The 12504-nt window shown below is 73.8% G+C and carries 11 protein-coding genes; 1 reads left to right on the forward strand and 10 read right to left on the reverse strand.

Features of this window, described 5'->3' with window-relative positions; translation table 11 throughout:
- Positions 1-46: 46 nt before the first annotated feature.
- The 3 genes from ACFE7H_RS03675 to ACFE7H_RS03685 are packed head-to-tail and all read right to left on the reverse strand — an operon-like array spanning position 47 to position 3852.
- Positions 47-928: a glycosyltransferase family A protein gene (locus ACFE7H_RS03675; RefSeq protein WP_375399856.1), complete on the reverse strand. Its 882-nt coding sequence runs from the start codon at positions 926-928 to the stop codon at positions 47-49.
- Complete coding sequence (gene rfaE2, locus ACFE7H_RS03680; RefSeq protein ID WP_375399857.1) at positions 921-2399, reverse strand: D-glycero-beta-D-manno-heptose 1-phosphate adenylyltransferase; 1479 nt, start codon at positions 2397-2399, stop codon at positions 921-923. The genes ACFE7H_RS03675 and rfaE2 overlap by 8 nt, the downstream gene beginning before the upstream one ends.
- 25 nt (positions 2400-2424) lie before the next feature.
- Positions 2425-3852 carry an aldehyde dehydrogenase family protein gene (locus tag ACFE7H_RS03685; protein WP_375399858.1) on the reverse strand — a complete coding sequence of 476 codons (1428 nt, stop codon included), beginning with the start codon at positions 3850-3852 and terminating at the stop codon, positions 2425-2427.
- 188 nt (positions 3853-4040) lie between these two features.
- On the opposite strand from ACFE7H_RS03685, the gene ACFE7H_RS03690 reads away from it, so the two are divergent.
- Positions 4041-5153, forward strand: a complete 1113-nt coding sequence (locus ACFE7H_RS03690) for a glycosyltransferase family 9 protein (RefSeq protein ID WP_375399859.1) — start codon at positions 4041-4043, stop codon at positions 5151-5153.
- A gap of 345 nt (positions 5154-5498) precedes the next feature.
- Here the strand turns inward: ACFE7H_RS03690 and ACFE7H_RS03695 are convergent, their stop codons facing one another.
- The 7 genes from ACFE7H_RS03695 to ACFE7H_RS03725 form a co-directional block, all read right to left on the reverse strand.
- Positions 5499-6206, reverse strand: a complete 708-nt coding sequence (locus tag ACFE7H_RS03695; RefSeq protein ID WP_375399860.1) for an SDR family oxidoreductase — start codon at positions 6204-6206, stop codon at positions 5499-5501.
- Positions 6207-6268: 62 nt separating this feature from the next.
- A complete protein-coding gene (locus tag ACFE7H_RS03700) occupies positions 6269-7633 on the reverse strand; it encodes a PfkB family carbohydrate kinase (RefSeq protein WP_375399861.1) in 1365 nt (454 codons plus the stop codon).
- Positions 7630-8277: an SIS domain-containing protein gene (locus ACFE7H_RS03705; protein WP_375399862.1), complete on the reverse strand. Its 648-nt coding sequence runs from the start codon at positions 8275-8277 to the stop codon at positions 7630-7632. Before ACFE7H_RS03705 ends, ACFE7H_RS03700 begins: the two co-directional genes overlap by 4 nt.
- Before the next feature lie 17 nt (positions 8278-8294).
- Positions 8295-9542, reverse strand: a complete 1248-nt coding sequence (locus tag ACFE7H_RS03710) for a glycosyltransferase (RefSeq protein WP_375399863.1) — start codon at positions 9540-9542, stop codon at positions 8295-8297.
- A 28-nt stretch (positions 9543-9570) separates the two neighbouring features.
- Positions 9571-10575, reverse strand: coding sequence for a glycosyltransferase (locus ACFE7H_RS03715; RefSeq protein ID WP_375399864.1), 1005 nt, complete (start codon positions 10573-10575; stop codon positions 9571-9573).
- The gene (locus ACFE7H_RS03720; protein ID WP_375399865.1) at positions 10572-11666 is read right to left on the reverse strand and encodes a glycosyltransferase family 9 protein; all 1095 of its coding nucleotides are present in this window, start codon (positions 11664-11666) and stop codon (positions 10572-10574) included. Before ACFE7H_RS03720 ends, ACFE7H_RS03715 begins: the two co-directional genes overlap by 4 nt.
- Positions 11663-12214, reverse strand: coding sequence for a D-glycero-alpha-D-manno-heptose-1,7-bisphosphate 7-phosphatase (locus ACFE7H_RS03725; RefSeq protein WP_375399866.1), 552 nt, complete (start codon positions 12212-12214; stop codon positions 11663-11665). The genes ACFE7H_RS03720 and ACFE7H_RS03725 overlap by 4 nt, the downstream gene beginning before the upstream one ends.
- Positions 12215-12504: the final 290 nt, after the last annotated feature.

The following is a 12504-nucleotide window of genomic DNA, read 5'->3' on the forward strand; positions in this document are numbered from 1 at the left end:
GAGCGCGGTGCTGGTCTTAGTTCGCCTCGTCGGCGCGGTGCTGGTCTTAGTTCGCCTCGTCGGCGAACACCACACCGGGGGCGTCCACGGTGCGGTCGGGGATCGTGGTCGGGGTCTCCAGATGCACGGCGCCGCTCGGCAGCAGGCCCGCGCCGCCGAAGCGCTCCATCACCCGCCACTGGGCGGCCACGTCCTCGCCGGCGTGCTCGGGCGGCAGGTCGCGCCAGAAGTCGAAGCCGCCCGCCTGCAGCAGCGCCTCGCGCCGGTACAGCACGCAGCCCGCCACCCACGCGACGCGGTATGCCAGCCAGTCGTTCGGCTGCAGGTCGCTGTCCGCGGCGATGTGCACCAGGTTCGCGGCGTTGTGCAGGGTCCAGCGCTCGGTACCCGGCGTGCCGAGGCGCAACCGCTCGGGATGCACGCCGTCCACCCACGGCTGGAACGGGCGCTGCTCCTCAGGCCGCCGGTCGCGCAGGTAGGACAGGCCCTGCTGAGCGGCGCCGACGAAGCCGCAGTCGAGTTGCTCGATCGCCTCGGTGAGCGCCTGCAGGGTGCCCGGTTCCAGCCAGACGTCGTCGTCCAGGAACAGCACGTACTCGGCCGTCGCGCGTCGCAGTAGCCAGTCGCGGTGCTCGGCCAGGCCCCGCCTCGGCAGGTGCCGCACCACCTCCGGCGTCCGGCCCTGCACCGCGAGCACCCGCAGCATCGCCTGCACCGTCGGATCGTCGGCGAGGGCGTGCCCGTCGGACTGGTCGCTGACCGTGACGTGGAAGGCGGGGTCGTCCTGAGCGGCCAGTCCCGCCAGCACCGCGGCCAGCTCGGTGATGCGGCCGGAGGTCGGGACGAGCACGTCGATCACCGGCTCCCGCGGGCGCTCGTCCTCGCGCGCCCACTCGACCGCGCCGCGACGGCTGCGCGGTTCAGTCATCCGTCAGCTGCTCCGCGAGCGCCGACCGGGCGATGATGCGGCTGGTGGAGTGCGGGCTGACGTAGTCGACGATGCGCACCGTGCCGCCGTATCCGCGCACCACGTCGGTCTCCTGCAGCATCTCCGCCGTGTAATCGCCGCCCTTCGCGTAGATATCCGGCTGGATGCGCTGCAGCAGCGGGATGGGCGTGTCGCTATCGAACACCGTGACGTAGTCGACGGCGGGCAACTCCGCCAGCAGGTCGGCCCGATCGGCGGCGATGTTGATCGGGCGCCCCGGACCCTTCAGCCGCCGCACGGAGTCGTCGTCGTTGACCGCGACGACCAGCACGTCACCCAGCAGCTTCGCCTGCTTCAGATAGGCGGTGTGGCCCAGGTGCAGCACGTCGAAGCAGCCGTTCGTGAAGACGATGCGCTTGCCGGAGGCATGCTCCTCGGCTAGGCGGGCGACCAGTGCATCGGCATCGAGCAGGCGGGTTCCGGCCGTGGACACCGAGCGGAGCATCGCGGCCGTGCAGACGCTCGTGCCGGGCTGCCGCACCACCACGTCGGCGGCCGCCTGCGCGAAGCGGGCCGCGTCGGCCAGCGCCTCGCCGACCGCGAGGGCCAGGGTCAGCGCCGCGGCGAAGGTGTCGCCGGCGCCGCTGGCGTTCGCCTCCGACGCCGGCGCGGTGGTCGTGCGGGTGGTCCCGGTCGCGTCATGCACCACGGTGCCGTCGCGGTCCAGGGTGACGACGACGCCCGTCGCTCCGGAGGCGGCCAGCAGCACGTCCCGCGACTCCTGCGCGACGCGCACCCGATGTGCACCCGAACCGAGGCTGACGCCCAGCAGGCGCTCCGCTTCGGCCGAGTTCGGCGTGACGACGGTCGGCTCCAGCACGGCCCAGCCGGCCAGGTCGTGGGCATCGACGACGGAGACCGCGGGGCGGTTCTCGCGGCTGGCGAGCGCCTGGCGGACGGAACCGGTGCCGGCGCCCGCGCCGTAGTCGCAGATCAGCTCGGCCGCGGCGGACCCGGTCGCGGTCAGGGCGGCTTCAGTAAGGCGGTCCCTGCCGCCGTCGTCCAGCACGTCGCCCTCGTCCAGCCGGACCAGCACCTGCCCACCGCCGGCCACCCGGGTCTTCACCTGGGTCGCATACCCGGGCAGGCATACGAGGGCGTCGGTGTCGACCTGGGCGGTCGTCAGCAGGGTGGCGAGCCGCCGCCCTGCGTCGTCGTCGCCGACGGCTGCGGCGACGCGCACCGTCGCGCCGAGCGCCGCCAGGTTGACCGCGGCGTTGGCGGCGCCGCCCGGGGCGTCCACCCGGTCGGTCAGGCGCACGACGGGCGCCGGCGCCTCCCGGCTGATGCGCTCGGCGGTGCCGGTCCACCAGCGGTCCAGGATCACGTCGCCGACGACGGCGACCACCGGTGTCTGCGCCGCAACGGCGTCGAGGACCCGACGGATCAGCTGCGCGTCCTCGTCATTCATGCGCTGTGGTTCATGCACAGGCCGGTCATGCGCCCGCGCCGCCGGGCAATCCCAGGTGGACGACGGTGGTCGTGGTCATCTCGTTCAGCAGTTCGGGGCCGTAGCCGAACCCGGCGCCGCTGGCGCCGCGTGGCTGCGCGCTGCCGCCGGGAGCGCCGCCGAAGACGCCGTTCACCTTGATCGTGCCGACCGGCAGCACGGCGGCAGCGCGGTGCGCGTGCGCCATGTCGGTCGTCAAGACGCTGGCGGCCAGGCCATAACGGTCGGCGGCGGCCAGGGCGAGAGCCGTGTCGAAGTCGTCGACCACCCGCACGGGTGCGACCGGGCCGAACGTCTCCTCCGCCATGACGATCGCGTTGTCGGGAACGTCGGTGAGCACGGTGGCCGGGTAGAAGATGCCCGGACCGGTTGGCACAGCGCCGCCGGTGTGCAGCGTCGCGCCGGCGGCGACGGCCTGGCCGACCTGATCGTGCACGGCTCGCCGCATCCGCTCGTCCACCAGCGGGCCCAGTCGCTCCGTCCACGCCTGCGCCTCTGCGGTCAGCGCCGCCAGGAAGGGTTCGGCGACCGCTCGGTGCACGTAGATGCGCTCGACGGAGGTGCAGATCTGGCCGGTGTTCGCGAATGCGCCGAGCGCGGCCTGCCCGGCCGCCCAGACGGGGTCGACGCCCGCGTCCACGATGAGTGCGTCGTTGCCGCCGTTCTCGCGGATCACGTGGGCGCCGGTGGCGGCACCCACCAGCGCGAGTTGGCGGCCGGTGGCGGTGGAGCCGACGTGGGCGATCACCGCGACCCGGTCGTCTTCGGCGAGGGCCGCGCCGGTCGCTCCGCCGCCGGTCACGCTCACCAGCACGCCGTCGGGCAGCGCGCCGGCGAGGATCTCGTTCAGCAGCGCGCCGGTGTGCGGGCAGCGCTCGCTGGCCTTGTGAACCACGGTGTTGCCGCTGACGATCGCGGCGCCGACCAGGCCGGCCGCCACGGCGACGGGGTCGTTCCACGGCGTGAGCGCGACGACGACGCCCCTGGGATGCGGCAGGGCGTAGTCGACGGCCAGGCGGTCGCCGCGCAGCGCCTTGCCGCGGTGCAGTGGACCGAGCTCGGCGTACTGCAGCAGGGTGCCGACCGCGGCCTGCACGCCGCCGGCCGCGTCGCCGGCGGTCTTGCCGGTCTCGCGGGTGTTCAGTGCGGCCAGCTCGTCAGCCTGAGCGGCGAGCGCGGCTGCCGCGGCGCGCAGCAGTTCGCCCCGCACCGCCGGTGCCGTCGCTGCCCAGCCGGGGAAGGCGGCGTGGGCCGCAGCGACCGCGGAGGCGCACTCGGCGGCTCCGGCCGGGGTGAGCGATCCCACCGACTCGCCCGTGGCGGGGTCGGTGATGACGAGCTCGTGCTCGGCGGTCACGTCGCTGATGTCTGCATGGACATCGGCATGGACGGCGGCGGCGGCGGGCAGGGTCATGGGTGGTGTCTCTCAGTGCACATCTCAGTGCGTATCTCTCGGCGGGCATCTCGGTGCGCATCTCGCAGGCGAACCGCCGCAGGGCGGAACACGGGTGGCGCAAATCGTCAGCGTACGGAGCGCTGACTGTCAGGCGACTGGGCAGGAGCTGGACGGGTCGGCCTCGATCGTACTGCCAGAATAGGCCCGTGACCAGGCTGTCCATCGGTGCGCTCCCGCCACGTTTCGATGGCGTACGGCGCATCGCGGTGCTGCGGGCCGGTGGGCTCGGCGACCTGATCTTCGCCCTGCCGGCGATCGAGTCCCTCGCCGTGGCGTACCCGGACGCGACGATCACGCTGCTCGGGATGCCGGCGCACGCCGCGCTGCTCGACGGCCGGCCCGGGGTGCCGATCCACGACGTCGAGGTCGTCCCGGCTTCTCCGGGTGTGCGCAACGGCGACTCCGACCCCGGCGAGGTCCAGGCCTTCGCCGAGCGGATGCGGCACCGGCGGTTCGATCTGGCCGTGCAGGCGCACGGCGGTGGCCGCAACTCCAACCCGTTCGTGCTGCGGCTCGGCGCACGCTTGACCGTGGGGACCGCGACACCCGACGCGGCGGCGCTGACCCGCACGCTCGCGTACGACGTGCAGCAGCACGAGGTGCTGCGGTGGCTGGAGGTGGCCGGCCTGGCGGGCGCGCCCGCCGTGCAACTGGAGGCGACGCTCGCGGCGCGAGATAGCGAGGTGTTGCAGGCGCGGCGCCGGCTGCCTGCGGGGGAGCGACACCTGGTGATCCATCCGAGCGCCTCCGATCCCCGGCGTCGGTGGCCGCCGGAGCGCTTCGCGGCCGTCGCGGCGGCGGTCGTCCGCGAGGGTGCGCGGGTGCACGTCGTCGGTGACGCGGCCGACGTGCCGCTGGCGGACTCGGTGGTGGCGGCGGCCCGCGAGCTGCTGCCGCAGTCCCGCCGGGAGCGGGTCGGCTCGCTGGCGGGCGCCCTCTCGATGAGCGAGCTGGTCGGCGTGCTAGCGGTCGCGGATCTGCTGCTCGGCAACGACAGCGGTCCCCGTCACCTGGCGCAGGCGCTCGGGACACCCACGGTCGGCCTGTTCTGGGCGGGGAACGCGTTGAACGCCGCGCCCCTGTCGCGGTCGGCGCATCGCATGCTGATCGGCTGGATCACGCACTGCCCGATCTGCGGCGCCGACGTCACCCGTCCCGGCTGGAAGTCGCCGCGCTGCGAGCACGACCCCTCCTACCTGGCCGACATCGAGACCGACGACGTACTGGACGCGGTCCGCTCCCTCCTCCCGCCGTCCTGACGCCCGCCGCTCCCGCCCCTCCTCCTGCCCTGCCTGCGTTCCGAGGAATTCAGGAGATTTCGAGAAGTTGGCGCCCTGCGGCCACCGAATCGCCTGAATACCTCGATTTCTCCTGAATTCTTCGGCGCTGGCCCGGGCGAATCGGCGAGGCTGGGACGCCGGCCCACCTGCGACGACCGCCCGCTGGGGCCCTCTATCCAGTCGTCTCCGGCTGTCTGAGTCCCGAGGAATTCAGGAGATTTCGAGAAGTCGGCGGCCTGCGGGGCCCGGATTGCCTGAATTCGTCGAGTTCTCCTGAATTCCTCGCGGTGGAGGCGGAGGTGGCGGCGGAGGCGGAGGGCCGGGTCAGGGCCAGGAGGGCTCCTCCTCGTGCATCACCGAGATCTCGCGCACCTCGCTGCCCCGCGGCGACGTGAGGGCGAACACGACGGCGTTCGCGACGTTGGTGGGGTCGTTCAGGTTCGCGTCCTCGCCCGGCGCGTACTGGGCGGTGCGTCCGTCGAAGAAGCGCGTCTTCATACCCGCCGGGATCAGGGTCGTCACGCCGATCTGGCCCCGCGTCTCCGCCGCGAGCGCGCGGCTGAAGCCGATCACGCCGAACTTGGAGGCGGAGTAGGCGGTCGCGTCCGACACGGCGCGCACGCCGAGCGACGACGAGACCGTCACGACGCGGCCGTGCGACTCGATCAGCGCGGGCAGCGCGGCCCGCACCACGGCGGCGGTCCCGAACAGGTTGACGGCCACGACCCGCTCCCAGTCCTCGCCGCTGATGTCGGTGAGCCGCCCGGGGCGGTCGATTCCGGCCGCGGTGACGACGGCGTCCAGGCCGCCCTGCTCCTGCACGATGCGGGCGACCAGCTGCTCCACCTCCCGCGTCTTCGTCACGTCGCCGAGGTAGGCGGGGTACCCGGCGGCGGACGGTTCGCGGTCCAGCACGATCGGCGTGCCGCCCCCCACGGCGATCGCCTCGGCGACGGCGGCTCCGAGACCGGAGGCGCCCCCGGTGATCAGGGTGCGGCCGAGCGGCGTCGCGGTGGTCTCTGCGGTGGGCATGGTGCTCCTTCAGATGGTGCGGTGCGTGGTGCGGGCGCGGGTGCTGCGGTGGGTTCGGCTGCTCAGCCGACCCGGGCGAGCGCGGAGGCGAGGGAGGTGGTCGAGCGTCCCGGATAGAACGGCACGGTCATCGCGCGGCCGCCCCACTCCGCGATCACGGCCGCCTCGGGCAGCTCGGCGGTGACGTAGTCGCCGCCCTTGACCCAGATGTCGGGCTCGATGCGGCGGATCGCCTCGACCGGGGTGTCCTCGCCGAAGACGAGTACCGCGTCGACGCACTCCAGCGCGAGCAGCAGGTCGACGCGGTCGTCGGCGGGGATGATCGGCCGCTCCGGACCCTTCAGCCGCGTCACGGAGGCGTCGGAGTTCAGGCACACGATCAGGCAGTCGCCGAGCGCCCGCGCCGCGGACAGCGTGCGGGCGTGGCCGGCATGCAGCAGGTCGAAGCAGCCGCCGGTCGCGACGACCGTGCCGCCGGCCGCCCGGGTCGCCTTCGCGACCGCGATCGCATCCAGGTCGCTGCCGGGCAGCGCCCGGGCGTTCGGCGGCGAGGTCAGGGTCGCGACGCCGCCGGCCGCCAGGAAGGCGCCGGTCTCGGCGACCGCGGCCACCACCGCGTCGGGCAGGTTGGCGCCCGCGCCGACCGCCGCTGCGACGCTGGAGGCGAACCGGTCGCCCGCCCCGTTGGAGTCGGCGTTCGGGATGGCGTCCGCGTTCGCGACGAACGGCAGCCCGGAGCCGAACGACAGCAGCGCCCCGCGCTCACCGAGCGTCACGACGACCGCCTGTGCGGACCAGGCCGTCACGAGCGTCGACGCGGCTCGGTCCGCCACCGCGACGCCGGAGCCGGTCAGGTCGGCGGCCGCGCGCGCCTCCGCCAGGTTCGGGGTGACCAGCCGCACGCCGGGCACGGGTATCGAGCCGCGCGGATGCGGATCCCAGATCACCGGGATGCGCGCGGCGGCCTCGGTCAGCGCGGCACGCAGCGACTCGTCCTCGGTCAGCCGGCGCCCGTAGTCCGAGACGAGCACCACCTGCGCCTCGCGCACCGCGGCCAGCATCTCGGCCGTGACCTGCGGCACCGGCGGCGTGCCGCTGCCCTCGTCCAGGCGGGCGATCGGATGGGAGGGGGTGCGCAGGCGGGTCTTCACCGGCGTCGGCGCTCCGGAGCGGCCGGCGATCAGCCGCATGCCGGTCAGCCCGGCGCGCAGCCGGCCCGCCGCGTCGTCGTCGCCGAGGGCGGTCACCAGGGTGACGTCCTGCCCATCGCGGCGCAGCAGCACCGCCACGAGGCCCGCACCGCCCGGCCGTCGCTCCGGCTCGCCGATCTCGACCACCGGCACCGGCGCATCCGGGCTCAGGCGGTCGATGGAACCGGTCAGGTCTTGGTCGAGCAGCACATCGCCGACGACGGTGATGCGGGTCATCGCACGGCCTCGCGACCGTGCGCCGCAACGACGCGGGCGTCGAAGACGCGGCAGAGCGCGTGGACGGCGACCAGCTGCGCCTCCTGCACGTTGGCGCCGACACCCGGCAGGATCAGGGCGTCGTCGCAGGCCTCGGTGAGCGGATTGGGGCCCGGGCCGGTCATCGCCCAGGTGGTCGCGCCGGCAGCGCGAGCGGCCTGGGCGGCGCGCACCAGGTTGCGGCTGGCGCCGCTGGTCGACAGCAGCACGAGCACGTCGCCGGGAGCGGCGTGCGCGGTGACCTGCCGGGCGAACACCTCGTCCCAGCCGTAGTCGTTGGCGATCGCGGTGACGCTGGAGGTGTCGCCGTGCAGGCAGATCGCTGAGAACGCCCGCCGGTCGCCGTCGAATCGCCCCACCAGTTCGGCGGTCAGGTGCTGCGCCTCCGCGGCCGAACCGCCGTTGCCGGCAGCGAGCAGCCGCCCGCCGTCCAGCAGCCGCTCCGCCAGGTGCTCGCCCCAGGCCGCCAGCCGCGCGCCCTGGTCGCGCAACGCGGCGACGACCGGCAGCACGGCGGCGATGTGGTCGTCGACGATCGTGTCGGCGGCCCGCACCGGCTGCTCCGAACGGACGGCTGCGCCTGCACTGATGGGCTCTGTACTCACGGTCACCTCGCTCACGGTCACCTCCGACTCCATCGTGAGGCATCCACGTCGTCCATGCGCACGCGGTCGTATACCTGGGCGGTCTCGGCGGCGACGCGCGCCCAGGAGTAGCGGGTCTCGGCCCGCGCGCGGCCGGCCGCGCCGTATCGGGACCGGCGCTCCGGATCCGCCAGCAGACCGGCCAGCGCCGCGGCCAACGCGTCGGGGTCGCGGGTGGGCACGTGCAGGCCGTTGACGTCCTCCACCACGGTGTCGAGCAGCCCGCCGACCGCGGAGGCGACGACGGGCACGCCGCAAGCCATCGCCTCCAGCGGCACGATGCCGAAGGGTTCGTACCAGGGCGCGCACACCACCACGTCGGCCGATCGCAGCACGGCGGGCAGGGCGTCGTGGTCCACCCGCCCGGCCAGCACGACGCGGTCCTCGACCCCCTCCGCCCGGATCACCTCGCGCAGTCGCGCGACCTCGGGGTCGGCGTCCAGGTGGGTGGAGTCGCCTGCGCCGCCGACCACGACCAACTCGGCGTCGACGCCGGAGCGCACGAGGCGGGCCAGCGCCTCGATGGCGATGCCCACGCCCTTGCGCCGCACGAGGCGGCTGACCGTCATGATGCGCAGGCGCTCGCCACGGGGAGCGACGGGCCCGGTCGGCGTGAAGTGCTGCACGTCGACGCCGCAGGGGACCACCGCGATGCGGTTGGAGGGCACGCCGAACGCCTTCAGCTCGAACGCCTCATCGGAGCAGGTGGCGAGCACGGTGTCCACGCGGCGCGCGACATCGGGCTCCAGCCACGATCGCTCCGCGGGCGAGGTGTCGCGCAGCCCCTGCTGGCGCCGCTTCACGACGCCCAGGGCGTGGAACGTGTGCACGACCGGCAGGTGGCCGCCGAGTTCCATGTCCACGCGGTGCGCCGCGTCGAGCGTGGCGAGGGCGGACATCCAGAAGTGGCTGTGCACGACGTCGGGGGCCGCGGCGGTCCACTCCAGGGCGAGGGCGTCGGCGAAGGCGCCCATGTGCGGCAGCAGGTGGTCCTTGGGCAGGCGGGTCGGCGGTCCGGCGTCGACGTGCACCACCTCGACGCCGTCGCAGAAGACCATCCGCTCGTCCAGCGCGTCGTCGTCGCGTCGGGTGTAGACGGTGACCTCGTGATCGAGGGCCGCGAGCGACTGCGCGAGCGCGGCGACGTGCACGTTCTGCCCGCCGGCATCCACTCCGCCGAGCACCGCAAGCGGGCTGGCGTGCTCCGAGACCAGGGCGACTTTCATCGCGGCATACTTTCGGGGCGGCGGTCCCTCACGCAAGCCTCCGTTCGCGGGCCCGTCCGGTGCTGACGCCGGCGGCGCTGCCGGGGTGCTTGCCGGTGGTGTTCGTCAGCAGGGCGTCCCAATCGGCCAGGAACCGGTTCAGGGAGTATCGCGCCAGCGCCGCGGTGCGCGCCGCCCGGCCGCGTTCGAGCGCCTCGGCCGGATCGGCGATCAGCCGGGCGGCGACGCGGATCAGTTCGTCGACGTCGGCGGAGACGACACCCGCCTCGGGCGGCACCGCTCGGGCGGCGTCCGTCATCGCCAGGGCGACCACGGGCATCCCCAGGTGCATCGCCTCGATGAGCGACAGGCCGAGCGAGGTCCAACGCATGGGATGCAGATAGAGCCGCCGCTTCGCCATCGCCTCGCGCAGTGCCTCCGTGCTCAGGTCGCCGCCGGCTGCGATGCGCCCGCCCTCCGTCGGCAGCCGCTCGGTCCCCATGCCGTACACGTCGAGCGGAGCGACGGCGGCGAACCGCGGCAGCAGGTCGGTGCCGGTGACCCGCCCTCGGCGCACCGGTTCGTTAATGACGGCCGCGATGCGGGGGAGCGTCCCGGAGTACCGGTAGCCGGGATCGACCACGCCGTGCTCGATGACCGTCGTCGGCGCGGCTCCGCAATCCCACAGCAGATCGTTCACGTGCGTGACGTGCACCACGGTGATGTCGTCGCGGTCAGCGAGCGGATGCACGGTGTTCGGCACCTGCTCGCGCGGGGTGTTGTGCTCCACGTAGATCGCGGGGACGTCGCGGCCGGGGCGTCGGCCGAGCAGCCGCTCCGCCTCCGCCAGCTCGGCCGGCCGCTGCAGCACGACCACGTCGACGTCGGTGTCGCGCAGCGCCGCCGGATCGATTTCGACGGCCGGCCAATCGCGGCCGCCGCGGCCCAGGCCCCAGCCGTCGCGCGCCGGCGTGGTCGGCAGCAGGTACTCGTGGCCGCCGCGTACCAACGCGTCCGTCCAGCCGCCGTGCACGTGCCAGAGCAGGATCCTCATGCCAGCACCGCCCCGGGCAGTCGCGTTCCGGCGAGCAGCCGCTCGCAGGCGGCGACGACCTGATCGGGAGTCACGGAGGCGAGGCACGGGTGACCCGGCACGGGGCAGACGCGGGCGCGGGTGCCGGCGCACGCCGCGTGCTGGTCGCCGAGCAGCTCGACCGGCACCCCGTACGGCGCCCAGCGCGCGGCCGGTACCACCGGGGCGAACAGGCTGACGACCGGCGTGCGCACGGCGGCGGCCAGGTGCGCCGGCCCCGTGTTGCCGCTGATCAGCACTGCCGCGTCGCGGATGAGTGCGGCCAGCTGGGGCAGGGAGAGCCGCCCGCCCAGGTCGAGGGCGTCCGTGCCGGCGACGCGTGCGGTGAGCGCACGTTCGCCCGCGCCGCCCGTGACGACCACGCGGTGCCCGGCCGCGGTGAGCGCCGTGACCGCGGCGGTGGCCTGCTCCGGCGGCCAGGCGCGCGAGGGCACCGCGGCGCCCGGATGCACGACGACGTATGGAGTAGGCAGAGCGGGAGTAAGCAGAGCGGGAGTAAGCGGAGCAGGAGTAGGTACGTCGGGAGTGCTCGGTCGCTCCGCGCCGGACAGGCGGACCGCCAACCCTCCGTCGTCCTCGTCCGGCAGCACGAATCCGGCGGCGGCGGCGATGGTGCGGGCGCGCTCGGGTTCGGGCAGGTCCTCCGAGAAGTCCTCGCCCGGGATCAGGCGGGTGTCGAGCAGGCCGCCGGCCGCGTCGACGGAGGCGCCGGTGATGCGCGGCACGCCGGCGAGGCGCAGCAGCAGGGCCAGCGGCAGCGGCGACTGGTGGAACGAGGTCAGGATCACGGCTTCGTCCGGCGCGCACTCCCGCACCACGGCGGCGAGTTCGGCGGTCAACGTCTCGTCCACGGGGCGGTCGGAGTCGGTCGCCCACGGCGCCGTCCATACCCGGACCTGGCGCACGCCCGGCAGCAGTTCGGCCGCTGCCGCGCCCTGCGGTCCGCAGAGCAGCCACACCTCGGCCTTGGCGGCGATCGCCCGGATCGCCGGTCCCGAGACGAGTACATCGCCCATGCTGTCCAGCCGGGCGACGAGGATCCGGCGGGTCATGCCCGGTTCGCCGTTCGGTCCAGCACCAGCCGCACCGCGTCGAGCAGGGTCGGGGCGGTGACGTCGGCGTCCTCGACCTCCTGCGCACGGGTCGCGTCGGTGGGGACGAGCACCGACCCGGCGCCGGCGGCACGCGCGGCACCCACATCCGCGCCGATGTCGCCGATCACCACGGTGTCGGCCACGCGGACGCCGAGCGCGGCGGCCGCCTGCAGCACCAGGCCGGGAGCGGGTTTGCGGCAGACGCAATGGTCGTCCGGGCCGTGGGCGCACACGCACCAGGCGTCGAAGGCGCCGAACAACTCGTCCACGCGGGCGTTCACGCTGGCGACCTGCTCCGCGGTCAGCAGCCCTCGGGCGACTCCGGACTGGTTGGAGACGACGGCGGTCGGAATGCCCGCCGCACGCACGGCGGCCACCGCCTCGAGCGCGGTCGGCATCGGCTGCACCAGGTCGGGGTCGCCGTTGTACGGCACGTCGCGCACCAGCGTGCCGTCGCGGTCGAAGAGGATCGCGGCGGGCAGACGGGTGCCACCGAGTCCACTCACAGCAGACACTCTGGCGCAGAAAAGCTGCGAATTCGACATCCGACCTGCGAATCGGTGCGCACTCCCCGGGTGTCGGCCGGGGCTGGAGTCGCGCTGCACCCGGACCTCGACGTGGTACTCGACCATCCGGAGACGGCCAGGTCGCTACCATAGGTTCGTAATTGTCGTAGAACGGCATGTGCGATATCAGTAACCTCCTCTCGTATCGTCTCCGTCTTCAGGACCCATTACCGCGATCCCTTGGACCAGTTCAGTTCGTCAGGCGTCGAAGAAGACCTCACCGCCGTTAC

This window comes from uncultured Amnibacterium sp., assembly GCF_964250715.1.
Lineage (GTDB): Bacteria > Actinomycetota > Actinomycetes > Actinomycetales > Microbacteriaceae > Amnibacterium.